Origin of the sequence: Methanothermococcus jasoni (assembly GCF_049075655.1) — an archaeon.
Lineage (GTDB): Archaea > AGJL01 > Methanococci > Methanococcales > Methanococcaceae > Methanofervidicoccus.
In genome coordinates, this window is record NZ_CP157522.1 from 1301102 (window position 1) to 1319020 (window position 17919).

The window sequence follows — 17919 nt, forward strand, 5'->3', positions numbered from 1 at the left end:
GAGTGTAATTAGAATAATAGCATATATATAAATTTGGTGAATTCCATGCAAGTAACCAGAGTGCTGACAATAAACCTAACCAGAAGTTTGAGTAATGAACAATTAACAATCATAAACCATTTAACCTACTCGGCATCAAAACTCTGGAATGTATCAAACTACGAAGTAATGCAACGAAACATTAAACCAAATAAAGCAGATGTTCAAATGAAAAACAACTTCTGGTTTAAAAATCTTCATTCACAGTCAGCACAGGCAGTATGTCAAAAACTCACAATAGCATGGGATAACTTTTTTAAACAACACACTAAAAGACCACGATACCAACCAAAAGATGGACACTTTCCAGTAAAATGGAAAAAACAAGGTTTCAAAATCATAAACAATAAATTAAGATTATCATTATCTAAACAAACTAAAAACTATCTCAAAGAAAAGCATGGTATTAAGTCCAAGTATTTATGGGTAGAGTTATCGAAAACTCTACCGCTTGATACCATGCAGGTTAAAGAAGTTGAAATAGTTCCACATAAAATCTACGGGATAACTTATTATATGCTTCATTTAATCTATAAGAAACCAGTAATTCAAGAACCTATCAAAGAAGGTAATATATTAAGTATTGATTTAGGAATTAAGAATTTAGCAACCGCAGTAATTAATACGGGCAGTGCGATAATCTACGATGGAAGAAGGTTAATTTCTAAATTTCGGTGGTTTGCTAAAAGTAAAGGAAAAATCCAATCTACCCTAACAAAGCAAGAGTTAAAATATAATAAACGATTATCCCGCTTAACAGTAAAGGAGAAAAACTACACTAAGGATTATCTACATAAAATAAGTAAAATGATTATCGATTTTGCAGTAGATAATAAAGTTTCAAGGATTGTAATCGGCGAGTTAAACAAAGGCATTTCAAGTATTGACATTGGAGATAGGGTTAATCAGCAATTGCATAGAATACCTTTTGGTAGGTTAGTAAGTATGATAATGTATAAAGCAGAAGAAAAGGGATTAACAGTAGAACAGGTTAATGAATCTTATACTTCTCAAACTTGTAGTAATTGTGGTGTGGTTAAAAAGAGCAATAGGAAGTATAGGGGTTTGTATGTGTGTAGTGAGTGTGGCATGGTTTTGAATGCAGACATTAACGGGGCTTTGAATATTTTAAAAAAAGTATCGCATAAGGTAGCCCTGAATCTCCTAAACGGAGATAGGGGTAGTGGGCTTGGCAACCCATGTAGGGTTAGACCCTGCTAAAATTAGACGAAATCACTTCGTGATTTCGTTGCTCGCTTACTACCGTAAGCGAGAACCCCACGATTTTAATCGTGGGAGTATGTCAGTACAACAATAACAATAATATATAAATTCCAAAATATGGAGGGGTTTTATGAAAGATATTGAAATATTATCAAAAAAAGATGTATTAATTCCAGCAGATGTTCCAGCAAATAAAAAGGAAGAATATATAAAAAATTACCTTGAATTAACAAAAAATACTGGAAGGTTAATGCTTTTTGCAGGAGACCAAAAAATAGAGCATTTAAATGATGATTTTTATGGTGAAGGCATATCAAAAGACGATGCCACTCCTGAGCATTTATTTAAAATTGCTTCAAATTCAAAAATAGGGGCATTTGCCACACAGTTGGGATTAATAGCAAGATATGGTATGGATTATAAAGATATAAACTACATAGTTAAAATAAACTCAAAAACAAACCTTGTTAAAACTTCTCAGAAAGACCCAATAAGTAAGGCATTAGTTGATATAAATGATGTTGTGGAGTTTAAAAATAATTCAGGGCTTAATATTTTAGGAGTAGGTTATACAATATATTTGGGAAGTGAATTTGAACATGAAATGCTTTCAGAGGCTTCAAGAATAATTTATGATGCTCATAAAAATGGATTAATTACCATATTGTGGATATACCCAAGAGGAAAGGCAGTTAAAAACGAAAAAGACCCTCATTTAATAGCAGGAGCCACAGGTGTTGGGGCATGTTTGGGAGCAGATTTTGTTAAGGTTAATTATCCCGAATGTGAAAATCCAGCTGAAGCATTTAAGGAGGCAGTTTTAGCCGCAGGTAGAACAAAAGTAGTTTGTGCTGGTGGGAGCTCCACAGACCCAGAGGCATTTTTGCAGAGGTTGTATGACCAAATACACATAAGCGGTGCAGCAGGAAATGCCACAGGTAGAAATATTCATCAAAAATCCTACGAAGAAGCTGTAAGAATGTGTAATGCAATATATGCCATTACCGTTGAAAATAAAACAGTTGATGAGGCTTTAAAAATATATTATGGATAATTATTCTAAATTTTTCTTATATTTATATTATTTCAATTATAACTGTTTTTTCAGCATATCAAAGGCTTTCTTTAAATCTCCTGTTTCAAGTAATGCCTTTTCAATGTCTTCCTTTTTAAATCCTTTTTTTTCAAAAAATTCCACAGCCTCCTCAAAGAATTTTGAATTTTTTAAAATCTCCTCAGCGAGCTCCTTCTTCAACTCCATATATTCATCTTCGCCCATTCCAATCCTCAAAAGGTCGCTATCTCTGAAAGGACAGGGTTTTGTTATTTTACAGCACCATACCAAACTACCAAAGCAGGTGTTTTTCCCTTCACCTAATCGTGTTTTTTTTCCAAAATCTTCCTTTATCTTTATGAATTCCTGAGGAGTCATTTTTAATACATTCAATGCGTTATAGATTGGACAACCTTTTACAGGAGGACAGCAAAAGGCAAGACCTCTTAAATCTCCTCCTCTACATACATGAGACGGTGCATTTTCCCACATTTTATTTCCTCCGTGTATATTGTATATTAATTATAGTATAGACAAAAATATAATTTATATTATATATACTATTTCATTAGGATTACTATTATAATATTAATGGTGAAATTATGAAAACAGTGCATTTTGACAGTATTTCTGCATTGATAGTAGATGATAAAAAACTGGATTATACAGGAAGTGAAATAGAACCCCTTTGGGCATTTAAAAACTTCAATATTCAAAAGGATAGTATAATCGCATTTAACGGAGCTCTCAATGTGGGCATCAAAAACATGAAGGATTTGAAGGATGTTAAAGAAGAATCAAAATATGGGGATATTTTAATAAAATCATCAAATGCCATAAACTTCATAGTGGAGCATTTTGATAACCCTGATTTAAAGATGATATATTTAAGACAGAGGATTTTAGTATCCATAGCAAAGGAAATAATAGAAGAAATAACCAATAAACGATTAAAAAGAAGTGGGGATGATTTATATTATAAAGATGGTAAATTATCCGTATGTATAGCTTGCCGTGGAATATCCTCAGCAAAGATACACCTCGGTATAAATGTGTCAAATGTGGGAGCTCCCGAGTATGTTAATACCTCTTCATTGGAGGATTTGGGAATTGATATAAATGATGATATGAACATAATCAGTTTAATGAAAAAAATAGCAACCAAATATGCGGAAGAAATGGATAAAATAGAAAAGGATATGAGAAAGACATTGTATTTAGTTTAGTTCTCTTCTTTTTCTTAATATCAAATACATAATTAAAGATATTGCAATTAGTGTTGTGGATATTGGGATTGGTGTTATTATAGGAGTTCCTCCCCCCTCCCCCGCCACAATATTCCCCAACAATCTTTCCAAGTTTTCAGGAGCTTCTGAACTCACATTAATAGTATCGCCAATAGTGGTTCCGTTGAATCCATTTATAATATCGGAAGTATTACCTATCAATGGAGCAAAGAATACAACACCAGTGTCATTAAACTCCTCAGCAGTCATTGTTCCATTGTATAACTTTTCAATTTCCTCTGGCGTTAATGTCTTATTGAATATACCTACTCCAGATACATTTATATCAGCACCCCATATCTCTTTCCACGGTCTATTGGCTATCTCTAAACCAGAGTTAATATATGTCGTATCATTCCTAAAATTTGAAGTTAAAGTTCCAGTTTTGAAATCAGTTTTACTATAAACTTCTTCTCCATCTTTATATATTTTAACGGTACCAGTGTTTCCGTCATAAGTTAAAACAATATTTTGATATTCATCGGGCGTTAGTTGAACATCAGTTTCAATCCAATACCACGAATCGCCTACTCCATCATTATTTGTATCTACATTAATAGCATACTTTATTTTGTTATCTGTGGTCAATGCAACCTCATAAGTATTTTCCTGATTCACTATAATATCATAATCAGTGTTTTGATTGTCAGTTGGTGCAACCCAGAAAGAAATAGAAAGCTGGTCGCTTCCTGTCAGTTGTGTAACATCCTGAGAACCATCGTATCTTAATGTAGAATTATCTCCCCAATTGGAAAGGTCACCATACGCAGTGTTAAAAAATAATACCAAAATGCCCAATAATGTTATAGCTTTTTTCATAACCACCACCGAATGTTCAGTGAGATGTACAATATATATTTTGATAATTGTAAGTTAGTTATAATATCGCATACAGTGGAAGGTTATATTTAACTATTTCTCATTTGTTTCAATCTTAAATCCATTATTATTCCCCTTTGTAATTATTACATCCCCCTCAATACCATTTTTATCAAAGAATTCTTTGGAGGTTTCGACTACCTTTTGTATGCCCTCTTTTCCATTGCATATGGAATAAATCGTCGGTCCAAAACTTGACAGTCCGCTATATGACACTTTTTGAAGAGCTCCTAAAAGTTCCTTAACAATATCTTTTTGGAGCTCCACTTCAACTTTTTTAAATCCAATATATTGTAATTCATTTACAACTTCCCCAAAGGATTTTATGTCATTTTCAATTACTGCGGGCATCATTTTCATTAATATTAAATGACACATCCTTTGAGTTTCGTTTAATGGTATTGGGCAGTATTTTTTAAAAATATCTATCTCTTTATCGCCGTAAATATTTTCTCCTTTTGGAATGGTTAAAACAACATCCCAATTAAAATCATGTCTAAACAGAAGGGGCGGAGCTCTCACATTTTTTGATGCTGATGAAGGTCTAAAATCCTCTTTATCCTTTCCTTTTCCAAAGGTATGACCTCCGTCAATTATAAATCCTCCTTTTTCAAATGCATTAACTCCAATGCCTGATGTTCCTCCCCTACCTGTAATATTTGAAAGAGTTTTTCCATCCAATTCCTTATTATATATCATTGATATTAATTTTCCAGTAGAAAGTGCCATTTGAGTTCCACTTCCTAAACCACTGTGTTGAGGTATTATATTTTTTATTTTTAAATAAATACCCTCCTCCCCAATGTAGTTTAAAATTTTCTTTGAAATATTGTATATTCTTTTTTCTATCTCATTTTTATTGATATTGTTAATATTATTCAATATATTTTTGTCAAATTCTATCTCAATATCTGAGCTCCCCCTCCCTTCAACTATAAAATTTGGATGGTTTAATGTAATACCTATACCTCCATCTACCCTGCCGATACTACCGTTCAAATCTATAAGCCCTAAATGAATCCTTGAAGGGGATATTATTGTTAATTTCATAATATTCACCGAAAAAAGAAAATTTATTAAATTAATGCTTCTATTAAATCTCCTCTTGTAATTATGCCTACAAGTTCTCCATTTTTAATTACAGGTAGCCTTTTAATTTTATTTTTAGTCATTACTTCAGCTGCTTCATTTATTGAAGCTTCTGGTGAAATGACAATTACATCCTTTGTCATTATATCTTTTACCTTTGTTTTTAATGCCTTTTCAATATCCTCCCTAAATTCTTCTATTTTTAACGTTGTTTTTAAAGGTAGTTCAATTAAATCAAAAGGGGATGGCAATACAATATTAAATTTTTCGTCATGGGTTGTAAGAGTTTTTATAATATCACTTTCGGATATAATCCCAACAAGATTTCTATCATCGTCTATTACAGGAGCTCCGCTAATCTTATGTTCTCTAAATAATTTAATTACATCCCTAATATCGTTATTTTGATTAACAACAATGGGTTTTTTCATTACAGAATCTACATTAACCATAAAATCACCAAATGATAATTATAATAATTTTATATTTATAATATAAAAAACTACGATAATATAATAAATTATAGGTATAAATATATATGACATTCTTTCAATATAAACCTGGTGAAAATAATGCATATAAGAATTAACAATGGTATCAATGAGTGTGATATTTACTTAATAGGCACAGCTCATGTTTCAGGCGAGAGTATAAAGGAAGTTGAAAGAGCCATAACTGACATAGACCCTGATTTAATAGCTGTTGAACTGGATGAGGATAGATTTTTTGCTATCACAAACGATAATCTCAATAAAGCTAATGGTAAAAATAACATCGATATATTAAAATTAATAAAGGAGGGGAATGTAGGTCTTTTTTTGGTTCATACGATTTTAGCAAATTTTCAAAAGGATATTGGGGAGAAGTTTGGTATAAAACCAGGCAGTGAAATGAAAAAGGCAGTGGATTTAGCCATAATATACAATAAACCAATATCTCTAATAGATAGGCCCATAAATATTACATTGAAGCGTGCATTAAAAAGCATGAGTTTAAAGGAAAAATTAAGCTTTTTATATGGAATTTTCGAGGATAAAGACGGCATGGAATTGGATGAAAAATCGTTAAATGAAATGGTGAATAATGCAGAGGATTTAATCCATGTATTAAAAGAAGTATCCCCTTCAATATATGAAGTTCTCGTAGATGAAAGGGATAAATTTATGGCAAAAAACATTTTTGAAATTAGCAAAGGGAAAGAAAGAATATTGGTGGTTGTGGGGGCAGGTCATTTAAAAGGAATAGCCAATTATTTAAAAAAGCTTGAAAAAAATGAAATAGATATAAATTTAAAGGAATTAATGGAGATAAAAAAAGGAAAAAATTATTTTAAAATGGTATTCTCAGTAATGATATTGTGTATTATATTATATGGATTTTATTCAATATCCTCAAATCCCGAAGCCCTAAAAAAACTAACTATTGATTGGATTCTTATAAATGGTAGTTTGTCTGCACTAGGGGCAGTTCTTGCCCGTGGGAAGATTCCATCAATTATTTCGGCATTTCTTGCGGCACCAGTCACATCTTTGATTCCAGTAATTGGAGCAGGTTATGTTGCAGGATTTGTTGAATTGAAATATAGGGGCATTACAACAGAGGATATCGACGAATTGTTTAAATCCGATGATTTAAAAAGGTTAATGAATAACAATGTGATAAGGGTTTTAATGGTTGCAACACTTTCCAGTATTGGAAGTGCCATTGGGACATTTTATTTTGTTCCAGGATTTTTAGGACATTTGTTTTAACATATTCTGCGAGAAGTTTGATAAATTCCTTCGGAATTTATAAATGTCTTCGCTACGCTCAGACATCCCCATCCGTAAGGGTGGGGATGAATCGCAGGCATTATTTATATATGGCATAAGTGGCAACATACTATTTATAAATAATCAAACTGTGATGCCAATGATAAGGACTCATAAGTTCCGCCTTTATCCTTCAAAGAGTATCCAAATAACAATAGAGGAGCATCTAAATATATGTAGATACCTCTATAACTATCTTTTGGAGCAGAAAACTAAAAATCCGAAACTAAATAAAATGGATACTCAAAAACTAATCACAGAACATAAGAAGGAGAATCCTGAACTTAAAAAAGTCCATTCGAAAGTCCTTCAAATGGTAAATAATAAACTTTGGGGGAACCTCAAAGCATTAGGCAAACTAAAACAGAACGGTCATAAGGTAGGTAAATTAAGATTTAAATCATCAAGGAACAGATATAAAACATTAGAATACAATCAATCAGGTTTCAAGATTAAGGATAACAAACTTCACCTATCTAAAATAGGTGAAATTCCCATAAAACTACACAGAAACATTAAAGGGAAGACTAAAAACGTAATCCTAAAAAAAGAACCTACGGGCAAGTGGTTTGCTTTCTTTCAAGTGGAAGAAGAACCTAAACCACTACCTAAAACTAACAAGGTTGTAGGTATCGATTTAGGAATCGATGGTTATACCATCGATTCAGATGGTAATAAATTCGAAAATCCTAAATTCATAGATAGAACTTTGGATAAAATAAAGAGAGTCCAAAAAAACATATCTAGAAAAGTAAAAGGTTCGAACAACTACAAAAAGACCAAACTAAAACTTATCAGGATTTACGATAAACTAAACAATCAGAAAAATGATTTTCTACATAAACTATCAAGATATTACATAAATAACTACGATAAAATAATTTTAGAAGACTTAAATATAAAATCGATGGTTGAAAATGGAAAATGTAAGACCTTAAACCGTCATATCCTTGACGGTTCTTGGCGTAAATTCATAAATCTACTTCTCTACAAGGCGGAGGGTGCTGGTAGAGAAGTAATATTAGTAAATCCCCATTATACTTCTAAAAAATGTTCCAACTGCGGGCATGTTGTTAAAGACTTAAAACTTTCAGATAGAATCTTTTTTTGTCCCAACTGCGGTTGGAAATCTGACAGGGACTACAATGCGTCCCTAAATATATTAAAGTCAGGGCTGGGAGAGTCCGTTGTGCCTGTTGAGGGGGGACCTCTACTCAGAGTTATACCTTATATAAAGGTAATCTCTGGGCAAGTATCCCCTATGAGTCAGGAAGCCTTGCCCGAAGGGCGAGGGCTACGAAAACCGAAAGGTTTTCGTTTAACCCCGTCCGTAAGGGCGGAGTAATTCACTTTCCTAAATATCATTATTATCTAATGTATTATATTGAAATCTAAAATTACTGCAAAAAAATCCATCATGCAATGAATGCCCCTTATTTGTGGCGTAAAAAACTCATTTAATTATTTAATTTAATTTTTATCCCATAAATTCTATTGACTATTAATACCATATCGATAGATTAATATATTATTACAGATACAAATATGTATGTATTATATATTTAGTATTATGAAAATGAAAAAATAAAAAGTGGAATGATGAAAAAAATATTTGTATTAATGGGGTTAATTACATTAACCTTTGGTATCTTCTTTGCTGGATGCACAGAACAGATGTCCGCAGACCAGATAGCAAAAAAGATGGAAGAGAAATACAATTCCATCACCGACATGAGCTGTAAGATGGTCATGACAACAAATATTCAGGACAATTCTAAATCAATAATTTATGCTTACAAATATAAAAAACCAAATAAAGTTTATATGGAAAATAATGATACCATAATGGTTTCTGATGGAAAAACTATATATGTATATGATAAAAAACAAAATACCTATATGAAAATGGATGCACCGCCACAACAGAATTGGGACTACGGAGCTCTCATAAAAAGCATGTTTGATTTATATGATATAAAATATGTTGGAGATGAAAAAGTTTCAAATAGGGATTGTTATGTATTGGAATTAACTCCAAAAAACAAAACTGGAAATATGGCTGTAAATATGGGAGCTCTGAAAATGTGGGTTGATAAAGAATACTGGCAACCATTGAAAATTGAAATGAATGGAAAAGGATTTTCAAGCATAATAGAATATCAAGACGTGAGATATAATATAGGAATTGGTGATGATGCGTTTAAATTCGCACCGCCTAAGGATGCAAAATTAGTTGAAAATAACATGCCAAAAGAAATGACAATTGAAGATGCACAAAAAGAAGTTTCATTTAATATATTAGTTCCAAAATATACCGCAGGTTATGAATTCAAGTCTGCAACACCTAATAAATATGGCGGGGAAGAATCCGTTATATTGAAGTATGCAAAGGATGAAAATCATGTAATTGTTATAATGGAGTCAAACTCTGGAAATAGCAATAACATGCCAAATGCCGAAAAGGTAAAAATAGGAGATATTGAAGGAGAATATGTTAAATCTATTGGAATCAATATGCTTTCATTTAAAAAAGATGGCATTACCATTATAATAGCAGGAGCTCTTGAAAAAGAAGAATTAATAAAAATAGCCGAATCGATGATTAATTAATACATATTCTCTTCCTTTTTCCTTTCTTCCTTTTCTTTTTTTAATATTTTTTATTTTATTTGTTTTATATATGATTTATTTTTATTAAATTCATCCCTTAAAGACATGTATAAAAGAGGTATCCAAAATATTAGCGAAATAATGTTAAATATTATTATTGGATAATCGTCCCTTAATAGTCCATAAATTAACCATAGAAACAAACCTGTTGTAAATGACATTACAAAATAGGGAGATATTCCACTCATGTCTTTTGTTTTTAATGACTTAATTAGTTGAGGGAGCGATGCAAAGGTCGTTAGTGTGCCTGCCATATATCCAATAATTGTGAAATCCAATGCCATGTTATCATCTTTTTGATTTTATTAATGTTCTATATTTTATCCCATATATATTTTAAGTAATATACAAAATTTTCCGTATAATTTAAAAATAAAAAGAAAACGGCTTCCTTTTTCTTTAAAAAAACATATATATGGGATATAGGAAAACACATTCCCGTTGATATTAAAAAAACATACAATTAAAACCGAGGTGTGCATATGTCTGGTTTGGATGTGTTCTTCTTTTTATGGGCAGCATCGTTAATATTTTTCATGAAAGCAGGGTTTATTGCATTGGAAATCGGTCAGTTCAGTCATAAAAATGCAGCTTACCACTGTGTTTTAAAATTGGTGGATTTATTCGCAGTGTTTTTAGGATATTTAGTAGTTGGTTATGGAATTTCTTATGGATTTGAATATATTATGCCATTGATAACTGGAACATTTGATGCCGAGCTCGGGGCATGGTGGATGAAGATGGCAGTATTTGCGGCGGCGGCTGTAACCATTATCACAGGTGGAGTTGCTGAGAGAATAAAAATTCTTCCATACTTTATAGGTGCATTACTTGTGGGTGGCGTGTTATATCCAATAGTTGAGCATCTTGTATGGGGCGGAGGATTTGCAAGTTTAGGAATATCCTTTGCTGACTATGCAGGAAGTGGAGCAGTTCATTTATTCGGTGGTTTAGTTGGATTGGCTGCGGCATGGGCATTAGGTCCAAGACTCAGAAAATACATAAACGGTGTTCCACAGGCATTGCCAGGACACAACATTCCAATTGCTGTTTTAGGTGCATTTATATTGGCATTTGGATGGTATGGATTCAACATAGGAAGTGCATCAGGTGTTGGTGATGGTTTAGAGCTCGTGCAGGTTGCAATAGCTACAACAATGGCACTTGCAGGAGGTATAGCAGGAGGAGCTCTGAGCTCAAGAAATGACCCACTCTATACAGCAAACGGTATGTGTGCAGGACTTGTTGCAGTATGTAGCGGTGTTAATATATTCACACCAATAGGAGCTCTGGTAGTTGGACTTATAGCGGGATTACAACAGCCATTCACATACAAGTTTATTGAAGAAAAATTGAAAATAGATGATGTTTGTGCTATTGGACCTGTTCATGCTATGAGTGGTTTTATAGGTGTAATCTGTGCAGGTATTCCATTTTTATTAAGGGACCCATCAGCAACATCATTTGTTGGTCAGGCGATTGGGGCAATAGTAATTGCTTTAATAGCATTAATCGGTGGTGTAATTATATACAAAGGGCTTGATTTAACAATAGGTTTAAGAGTTTCAGAGAAAGCAGAGAAAGAAGGACTCGATGAAGGTGTTCTTCAAGTAAGGGCATACTCTGAAATGGATTAATATAATATATTCATAATAATCCTTAATTATTTTTTATTTTAGGAATTAGGATTCTTCTTTCCGTGGTAATCTATTTATCTAATTTTAAACTTTAATTATACTGGTGATAACATGAAGAAGGTTGAAGCAGTAATTAGACCTGAAAGAATGGATATTGTTAAAAACGCATTAGCAGAAGCTGGTTATATTGGAATGACCGTTAATGAAGTTAAAGGTAGAGGTATTCAGGGAGGAATTACCGAGAGATACAGAGGAAGAGAATATATTGTTGATTTAATCCCCAAAGTAAAAATTGAAGTTGTAGTTAAAGAGGAAGATGTGGAGGAGGTAATTAAAATCATCTGTGAAAATGCTAAAACAGGAAACCCCGGGGATGGAAAAATATTCGTTATGCCAGTTGAATCAGTTGTAAGGGTAAGAACTGGCGAAAAAAATGAAAATGCTATTTAATTATTTCATTAATTTTTTTACCATTTCATTTTTCACTATTTTTATTTATTTCATATTTTACTTATTTTCATCTTATTTTACAATATTTATTGATGTAATTAAATTATTAAATTTTCGAAAGGTATATATATGCCCTATTTAATATAAAGGAGCAGGAATGGGAATTCCTTTTCTTAATGTTTCTAACTTTAAAGGTGATAGTATGAAAAAGGTTGAAGCAGTAATTAGACCTGAGAGAATAGATATTGTTAAAAACGCATTAGCAGAAGCTGGTTATATTGGAATGACCGTTAATGAAGTTAAAGGTAGAGGTATTCAGGGAGGAATTACCGAGAGATACAGAGGAAGAGAATATATTGTTGATTTAATCCCCAAAGTAAAAATTGAAGTTGTAGTTAAAGGGGAAGATGTGGAAGATGTAATAAAAATCATCTGTGAAAATGCAAAAACAGGCAATCACGGAGACGGGAAAATATTCGTTATCCCAGTAGAAACCGTTGTAAGAGTAAGAACAGGGGAAAGAGACGAAGAAGCAATTTAATAAAAATAAAAACACAAAAAGGTGATATTAATGGCTACAGCTGATTTAATAAATCAAACATTGGTAAATAATACAATTGCATCATTGCAATCAGCAGGGATTGATACAGCAGGAGCAACCAATGTAGTAAATGCATTAACTACAATGGCAAATGCAAGCGATGTATTTTTCTTAGTAGTAATGGGTGTCCTTGTCTTTATGATGCAGTGGGGCTTTGCCATGCTTGAAGGTGGGCAGGTTAGAAAGAAAAATGTTAATAACGTTATGATGAAAAACATGGTTGATTGGTTGATTGGCTGTGTTTCATGGTTGTTTATAGGTGGTGTTCTCTGTGCTTCAATAAATCCATCAGATTTCATAAGCTGGTGGCATCAAATATTTGGAACTGACTGGTCAAACAATGGTTTAGACTTGGCAAACTGGTTCTTTGGTTTGGTATTTGCCGCAACAGCCGCAACAATCGTATCAGGAGGAGTTGCTGAGAGAATAAAATTTGGTGCCTATGTGTTGATATCAATAGTAATTACAGCACTCTTGTATCCATTGTTCGTATATTTGGGTCCTTGGGGGGCAAGTATAGTTCCATGGCATGACTACGCAGGAAGTTTAGTAGTTCATGGTTTAGGGGGATTCTTAGCATTAGGTGCCATTGCGGCATTGGGTCCAAGAGTTGGAAGATTCTTGGATGGAAAATCAGTTCCTATATTGGGTCATAACATACCTATGGCAGTATTCGGGGCATTTGCTCTTGCTATTGGTTGGTATGGATTCAATGTCGGGAGCTCACTTGCATTGGGAGACATAAGCGGATTAGTATGTGCCACAACAACACTTGCCATGGCAGGTGGTGGTATCGGAGCTCTCCTAATGTCAAAGAAGGATGTGTTATTCACAGCAAATGGTTTAGTTGCAGGGCTTGTGGCAATCTGTGCTGGAACTGATATAGTTAGTCCAATAGGCGGTTTGTTGATAGGTCTCATAGCAGGAGCTCAGGTTCCAATAGTTTATAAACTCGTTGAAAACGCAGGATTGGATGATGTCTGTGGTGTTGTCCCAGTTCATGGAACAGCAGGTGTTGTTGGGGCAATATTGGCAGGGGTATTTGGAATGACTGCATTGGGTGGAACAGGAGATGTTAGTTTGGTAAATCAGATAATAGCATCAGTATTCTGTATAGTATATGGTACAGGTCTTGGATTTGTGCTTGCTAAAATAGCAGGAATATTCACAGGAGGTCTCAGAGTATCAGAAGAAGATGAGAAAAGAGGTCTTGACTTAGCAGAACACAGGTTATCAGCATACCCTGAGGAAGAAATGGTTTAAATTAGTTAGATATATTAAAAAATATTTCTTTTTATTTTATTCAGTATTTATTATTATATACAGGGGAGAGGGTAATTTACGATTAAAATACTATTAATTTTCAATTTTTTTAATTTTTCATAATTTAAATATTAAATTTTTAAAAGTTAAAAATAATATTTTTTTATACATTAATTACATTTATACCAATATTATATTGATGGATGGTATTATGGATTTCAAAGAAGAGTGCTACAATTTAGTTAAAAAAGTTCCAAAAGGAAAAATAACCACATATAAGGAAATTGCAGAAGCACTTGGAACAAATGGATATCGAGCTGTTGGAAATGTATTGAATAAAAATCCAAATCTTATAACTGTTCCATGCCATAGAGTGGTTAAATCAAACGGTGAAGTTGGAGGGTATGTAGAAGGCATAGAAAGGAAAATAGAACTTTTAAGAAGTGAAGGGATACCGATTAAAGACAATAAGGTAATAGATTTTGAAAAATACTTTTTTAGGTTAAAAAATAATAAATTTAAAAAATAATGAACACCAATATTTTATTGGTGATTATTATGGTTTTTGGATTATTCAAAAAATCAAAAAAGAAATCTCTAAATGATTTCTTAGATGAAAATAAAGGAAAGATTTTGAAAATAAATCTAAATAAACCCCTTGACTGTATATGCGATTTCACATATAACTTTGTATGGCAGAGCTCCTTCGACTACAACCAAAAAGTAGTTGATGAAGTATCTTTTAAAGATTTGGTGGAACATTTAAAAAATAGAGGAATAATATGTATTAAGGGGAATGTAGGGCATAGATTTTGTAGTTCCATGGGTGCGGACTTGAAATACTTTGGAGGAAGCGGGGGCAAAATTGATACTGGAATTGTAATTGTTGATGGGGATGTAGATACAAGATTTGGAATAAGTATGGTCTCTGGAACGGTTTATGTGAATGAAAGAAATAAGATAAAAGAACCTATTGGAAACATTGTTGAAGTTGAAAGCGACATTAAAGGATATAGAAAATTCATATCTATTACCGAATATATTGAAGGAAGATATAAAAATGAAAAACTTTTAAAACCGAATAAATTCGATAAAAATAATTATAATTTAATTTTAAATGATAAAATTGTAAGAGACACTGTCGGAGCTCGGCTGGAAAAAGATGCAACAATAACAATAAATGGAGACGTTGATTTATCCACAGGAATATTGATGAAAAAAGGAAAGGTTGTTGTAAATGGAAATGCCGGGAAAAACACAGGTGCAGTTTTAAATGGTGGGACAGTTGTAGTTGATGGAAATACAGGAGATTTCACGGCGTTTGAAATGAAAAGTGGAACAATTATCGTGAATGGAAATGCTAGAAAGTTTTTAGGTGCTAAGAAAAAAGGTGGAGTGGTTTATGCCAAGAATGGTTCGCCAGTTCCACCGACAAAGAAGATTCCTTTGAATGATGAAGATAAAACTATATTAAATAAATATGGATTTATTGGAAAATTCTACAAATTTCAATAAATAACAATAGTGATTAATAATTATTTCATTTAAATTAACAAATATATATTCCTAAAATAAAAATAAGCCTTGGGCGGAGTTCAAACGCAAACTTTAAAAAATCTCAAAATTGCTTCGCAATTTATACGATTTCTCGCTATCGCTCGAAAGTTTGCTATTCAAAGTCCAAATACTACTCCGCTTCGCTTCGTAGCATTTGGAACCTAAAAATAAAGCCTTGGGCGGGGTTTGAACCCGCGACCTTCTGCTTACCAAGCAGACGCTCTACCAGGCTGAGCCACCAAGGCACCAAGTTATATAAAATATAAACTAGTATATAAAGTTTTCGGTTGATTAGAGGTTGATTAAATTTATAGTATAGCCCTTCAATCTATACAATAAAATTATTTAAAAATAAAAAATAAATTTTAATTGTTAATTAATTAAGTTCCCACTCTTATGGGCTCTGAGAGGTCTTTTATAATTCTTATCACTGAGTATGCTGCCAATGCAGAAGTTTTGGGATTATCTTTACATGGATTATTCTCAACTGTGGTTTTTATAGTGCCTATGGAGCCTTTAACAACTATCTCATGTTTATTTGATACTGCGGAAGGGTCTGCTACTATCTTAACTTTCGCAGGGACTTTCGATGCCAATGAAAGAACCACCGATACATTTATATTTTGTGGGAATTCTTTAATGGCTTTAAATACATCCCCTTCAAAAACTGTTGTTGGTTCTGAAATGGCTTCTGCATCTATTCCAAGGTTCTTTAATGCATCTTTTAATCCATAAACGGGTTTTGTTGTTGTAAGGATTACCTCTTCAATAGTTCCTAATGATGAGGCCTTAATGGCATCAACACCGGCAATTGCTCCTGAGGGAATGTATATTTTTCTATTGTTTTCTTTTGCGAGATTGTATAATTTTAAAAATAAGTCCTTATCTGCAAATGCCCCAACGCTCATTACAATTATATCTTTTCCATTACTGAGAGCTTTGGATACAGTTTCATCAACTGCCTTAACTGATGCACATTCTATTACTATGTCTAAGTTCTTACCCACTAGTTCATCTATTGAATCACATACTTCTGCATTCACTAATTTTCCGAGCTCTTCTGATTTATGTCTATTTTTGTCGTACAATGCAACTATTTTTGGATTTATTTTTCCGGACATTACTGCTTTTACTATCAATGTGGCGATTGTTCCACATCCAACCACGCCTATTTTTAACATTTTAGCATCACTTCGTAATTATTAATTCCTTTTGAACAGTAACTAAAATATTCATTAAATAACATATTAAATAATGTTTTAAATTGCTTTTTTTAACTCCCTAATTTAAAAAAAATAAGATTTATGGTAATTTTTTCTCTGTTGCTGGCGGTTTTATTAAGATAATATTACCTATTGATTCCACTATTTTATATGGGAGAATTATCTTTTTAGATGGGTCACTTACATTATCCCTTAAACATCCTCTTGATGCATCGGATATCACAATGCCACTTACTGATGATTTTTCAATATCTATCATGGCATCATAAGTTTCTCCAACATAAAGTCCCTTTGTTGTGTATATTTTTTTACCCAATATTTCACTAATTTTAATAGCCATTTTGAAACCTCCAATATTTGGATATGCAACATTATTATATTTGCCATATATAAATGTTTAATTATAAATCGATATCATCAATACTTATTTTTTCAGCACCATATAATTCCTTTGCTCTCAAATATATTAATTCATCTGCCTTGTTATTTTCATCCATAATTACAATAACCTTGGAAGGATTTAATTTATTTATCAGCTTATTTATCTGCTCCTTGATTATACCACATTTTTTTTCAATGCCTTTAAGAGCCTTTTCTGGCATATTTGGATTTATAACTTTCATATCCTCGGCTTCTAAAACACCCTCCGTGGAGATTATATTTAAGTTTGGCATTTTATTTTTTAGATTTTTCAACAATTTTTTATTGCTCACAATATATAGGGCACTTTCATCCAGCTGAGCTCCTCCTTCAAACTCAAACCCAAATTCTTTCAATACATTGTTAAGATGTTTTTGGGTTTGTAGTATTAATTTACAAAATATTTTTGCCTCATCATCATTTAAATTATGTAGCGGTGCTTTTTTGTAAAGGTAATCATCTGCCTCAATAAGTGCGTAAAATGCCTTTTTAAATTCAGCTACATTAATATTTCCAGATTTTGCATCTTTATACGTTACGTTTTTAGATTCTGCAATTTTATGGGGTTTGGCATTTTTTAATTTTGATGATTCCTCATCCAACTTTGATATTGTGGCTACTGACTTTTTTATAAGTATTTTTGAATCGTCTATTCTGTTCATTGTATCACATTAATAAATTACTTATGGTTTCTTTTAGGTATTTTAGGATATTTT

General features: G+C 32.5%; 20 protein-coding genes and 1 tRNA gene. 12 read left to right on the forward strand and 9 right to left on the reverse strand.

Features of this window, described 5'->3' with window-relative positions; all coding sequences use genetic code 11:
• Window positions 1-45 precede the first annotated feature (45 nt).
• Entirely contained in the window at window positions 46-1260 is a 1215-nt protein-coding gene (locus Mjas_RS06880; protein WP_421077430.1) for an RNA-guided endonuclease InsQ/TnpB family protein, read from the forward strand.
• Window positions 1261-1393: 133 nt separating this feature from the next.
• Window positions 1394-2317 carry an aldolase gene (locus Mjas_RS06885; protein WP_421077431.1) on the forward strand — a complete coding sequence of 308 codons (924 nt, stop codon included), beginning with the start codon at window positions 1394-1396 and terminating at the stop codon, window positions 2315-2317.
• Between the two features lie 36 nt (window positions 2318-2353).
• Here Mjas_RS06885 and Mjas_RS06890 read toward each other — a convergent pair whose 3' ends face one another.
• Complete coding sequence (locus Mjas_RS06890; protein WP_421077432.1) at window positions 2354-2809, reverse strand: methanogenesis marker 9 domain-containing protein; 456 nt, start codon at window positions 2807-2809, stop codon at window positions 2354-2356.
• Window positions 2810-2919: 110 nt separating this feature from the next.
• Here Mjas_RS06890 and Mjas_RS06895 point away from each other — a divergent pair, with 110 nt between their 5' ends.
• Window positions 2920-3543 carry a DUF366 family protein gene (locus tag Mjas_RS06895; RefSeq protein WP_421077433.1) on the forward strand — a complete coding sequence of 208 codons (624 nt, stop codon included), beginning with the start codon at window positions 2920-2922 and terminating at the stop codon, window positions 3541-3543.
• On the opposite strand, the gene Mjas_RS06900 is transcribed toward Mjas_RS06895, so the two are convergent.
• The 3 genes from Mjas_RS06900 to Mjas_RS06910 all read right to left on the reverse strand — a co-directional run bounded on the left by Mjas_RS06900 (window position 3535) and on the right by Mjas_RS06910 (window position 6023).
• Entirely contained in the window at window positions 3535-4422 is an 888-nt protein-coding gene (locus tag Mjas_RS06900; protein WP_421077434.1) for a LamG domain-containing protein, read from the reverse strand. The two genes, Mjas_RS06895 and Mjas_RS06900, sit on opposite strands and share 9 nt — an antisense overlap.
• A 93-nt stretch (window positions 4423-4515) precedes the next feature.
• Window positions 4516-5532, reverse strand: a complete 1017-nt coding sequence (locus Mjas_RS06905; RefSeq protein ID WP_421077435.1) for a beta-ribofuranosylaminobenzene 5'-phosphate synthase — start codon at window positions 5530-5532, stop codon at window positions 4516-4518.
• Window positions 5533-5558: 26 nt separating this feature from the next.
• Window positions 5559-6023: a CBS domain-containing protein gene (locus Mjas_RS06910; protein ID WP_421077436.1), complete on the reverse strand. Its 465-nt coding sequence runs from the start codon at window positions 6021-6023 to the stop codon at window positions 5559-5561.
• 120 nt (window positions 6024-6143) lie between these two features.
• On the opposite strand from Mjas_RS06910, the gene Mjas_RS06915 reads away from it, so the two are divergent.
• From Mjas_RS06915 to Mjas_RS06925, 3 genes are all read left to right on the forward strand, one after another.
• The gene (locus Mjas_RS06915; protein WP_421077437.1) at window positions 6144-7322 is read left to right on the forward strand and encodes a TraB/GumN family protein; all 1179 of its coding nucleotides are present in this window, start codon (window positions 6144-6146) and stop codon (window positions 7320-7322) included.
• A gap of 160 nt (window positions 7323-7482) precedes the next feature.
• Window positions 7483-8727 carry an RNA-guided endonuclease InsQ/TnpB family protein gene (locus tag Mjas_RS06920; protein ID WP_421077438.1) on the forward strand — a complete coding sequence of 415 codons (1245 nt, stop codon included), beginning with the start codon at window positions 7483-7485 and terminating at the stop codon, window positions 8725-8727.
• A gap of 254 nt (window positions 8728-8981) precedes the next feature.
• Entirely contained in the window at window positions 8982-9992 is a 1011-nt protein-coding gene (locus Mjas_RS06925) for a DUF4367 domain-containing protein (RefSeq protein ID WP_421077439.1), read from the forward strand.
• 50 nt (window positions 9993-10042) lie between these two features.
• On the opposite strand, the gene Mjas_RS06930 is transcribed toward Mjas_RS06925, so the two are convergent.
• Window positions 10043-10336: a SemiSWEET transporter gene (locus Mjas_RS06930; RefSeq protein WP_421077440.1), complete on the reverse strand. Its 294-nt coding sequence runs from the start codon at window positions 10334-10336 to the stop codon at window positions 10043-10045.
• A 198-nt stretch (window positions 10337-10534) separates the two neighbouring features.
• Between Mjas_RS06930 and Mjas_RS06935 the strand changes: the two genes are divergently transcribed.
• From Mjas_RS06935 to Mjas_RS06960, 6 genes are all read left to right on the forward strand, one after another.
• Window positions 10535-11689, forward strand: coding sequence for an ammonium transporter (locus Mjas_RS06935; RefSeq protein ID WP_421077441.1), 1155 nt, complete (start codon window positions 10535-10537; stop codon window positions 11687-11689).
• 111 nt (window positions 11690-11800) lie between these two features.
• On the forward strand, window positions 11801-12139 hold the full coding sequence (locus Mjas_RS06940) for a P-II family nitrogen regulator (protein WP_421077442.1): 339 nt from the start codon (window positions 11801-11803) through the stop codon (window positions 12137-12139).
• A 202-nt stretch (window positions 12140-12341) separates the two neighbouring features.
• Window positions 12342-12680, forward strand: a complete 339-nt coding sequence (locus Mjas_RS06945; protein WP_421077443.1) for a P-II family nitrogen regulator — start codon at window positions 12342-12344, stop codon at window positions 12678-12680.
• Between the two features lie 30 nt (window positions 12681-12710).
• Window positions 12711-14003, forward strand: a complete 1293-nt coding sequence (locus Mjas_RS06950; protein ID WP_421077444.1) for an ammonium transporter — start codon at window positions 12711-12713, stop codon at window positions 14001-14003.
• A 211-nt stretch (window positions 14004-14214) separates the two neighbouring features.
• Window positions 14215-14532: an MGMT family protein gene (locus Mjas_RS06955; RefSeq protein ID WP_421077445.1), complete on the forward strand. Its 318-nt coding sequence runs from the start codon at window positions 14215-14217 to the stop codon at window positions 14530-14532.
• Window positions 14533-14561: 29 nt separating this feature from the next.
• A complete protein-coding gene (locus Mjas_RS06960; protein WP_421077446.1) occupies window positions 14562-15518 on the forward strand; it encodes a hypothetical protein in 957 nt (318 codons plus the stop codon).
• 213 nt (window positions 15519-15731) lie between these two features.
• Here the strand turns inward: Mjas_RS06960 and Mjas_RS06965 are convergent.
• From Mjas_RS06965 to Mjas_RS06980, 4 genes are all read right to left on the reverse strand, one after another.
• Window positions 15732-15805 (reverse strand) — tRNA-Thr (locus Mjas_RS06965).
• Between the two features lie 135 nt (window positions 15806-15940).
• Window positions 15941-16741: an aspartate dehydrogenase gene (locus Mjas_RS06970; protein ID WP_421077447.1), complete on the reverse strand. Its 801-nt coding sequence runs from the start codon at window positions 16739-16741 to the stop codon at window positions 15941-15943.
• A gap of 121 nt (window positions 16742-16862) precedes the next feature.
• On the reverse strand, window positions 16863-17123 hold the full coding sequence (locus Mjas_RS06975; RefSeq protein ID WP_421077448.1) for a PRC-barrel domain-containing protein: 261 nt from the start codon (window positions 17121-17123) through the stop codon (window positions 16863-16865).
• A gap of 61 nt (window positions 17124-17184) precedes the next feature.
• Entirely contained in the window at window positions 17185-17865 is a 681-nt protein-coding gene (locus Mjas_RS06980; protein ID WP_421077449.1) for a DUF2100 domain-containing protein, read from the reverse strand.
• Window positions 17866-17919 lie beyond the last annotated feature (54 nt).

Coding starts and splice junctions, on each gene's coding strand:
- Mjas_RS06880 (WP_421077430.1), top strand. CDS start 46: ATGCAAGTAACCAGAGTGCTGACAATAAACCTAACCAGAAGTTTGAGT.
- Mjas_RS06885 (WP_421077431.1), top strand. CDS start 1,394: ATGAAAGATATTGAAATATTATCAAAAAAAGATGTATTAATTCCAGCA.
- Mjas_RS06890 (WP_421077432.1), bottom strand. CDS start 2,809: ATGTGGGAAAATGCACCGTCTCATGTATGTAGAGGAGGAGATTTAAGA.
- Mjas_RS06895 (WP_421077433.1), top strand. CDS start 2,920: ATGAAAACAGTGCATTTTGACAGTATTTCTGCATTGATAGTAGATGAT.
- Mjas_RS06900 (WP_421077434.1), bottom strand. CDS start 4,422: ATGAAAAAAGCTATAACATTATTGGGCATTTTGGTATTATTTTTTAAC.
- Mjas_RS06905 (WP_421077435.1), bottom strand. CDS start 5,532: ATGAAATTAACAATAATATCCCCTTCAAGGATTCATTTAGGGCTTATA.
- Mjas_RS06910 (WP_421077436.1), bottom strand. CDS start 6,023: ATGGTTAATGTAGATTCTGTAATGAAAAAACCCATTGTTGTTAATCAA.
- Mjas_RS06915 (WP_421077437.1), top strand. CDS start 6,144: ATGCATATAAGAATTAACAATGGTATCAATGAGTGTGATATTTACTTA.
- Mjas_RS06920 (WP_421077438.1), top strand. CDS start 7,483: ATGATAAGGACTCATAAGTTCCGCCTTTATCCTTCAAAGAGTATCCAA.
- Mjas_RS06925 (WP_421077439.1), top strand. CDS start 8,982: ATGAAAAAAATATTTGTATTAATGGGGTTAATTACATTAACCTTTGGT.
- Mjas_RS06930 (WP_421077440.1), bottom strand. CDS start 10,336: ATGGCATTGGATTTCACAATTATTGGATATATGGCAGGCACACTAACG.
- Mjas_RS06935 (WP_421077441.1), top strand. CDS start 10,535: ATGTCTGGTTTGGATGTGTTCTTCTTTTTATGGGCAGCATCGTTAATA.
- Mjas_RS06940 (WP_421077442.1), top strand. CDS start 11,801: ATGAAGAAGGTTGAAGCAGTAATTAGACCTGAAAGAATGGATATTGTT.
- Mjas_RS06945 (WP_421077443.1), top strand. CDS start 12,342: ATGAAAAAGGTTGAAGCAGTAATTAGACCTGAGAGAATAGATATTGTT.
- Mjas_RS06950 (WP_421077444.1), top strand. CDS start 12,711: ATGGCTACAGCTGATTTAATAAATCAAACATTGGTAAATAATACAATT.
- Mjas_RS06955 (WP_421077445.1), top strand. CDS start 14,215: ATGGATTTCAAAGAAGAGTGCTACAATTTAGTTAAAAAAGTTCCAAAA.
- Mjas_RS06960 (WP_421077446.1), top strand. CDS start 14,562: ATGGTTTTTGGATTATTCAAAAAATCAAAAAAGAAATCTCTAAATGAT.
- Mjas_RS06970 (WP_421077447.1), bottom strand. CDS start 16,741: ATGTTAAAAATAGGCGTGGTTGGATGTGGAACAATCGCCACATTGATA.
- Mjas_RS06975 (WP_421077448.1), bottom strand. CDS start 17,123: ATGGCTATTAAAATTAGTGAAATATTGGGTAAAAAAATATACACAACA.
- Mjas_RS06980 (WP_421077449.1), bottom strand. CDS start 17,865: ATGAACAGAATAGACGATTCAAAAATACTTATAAAAAAGTCAGTAGCC.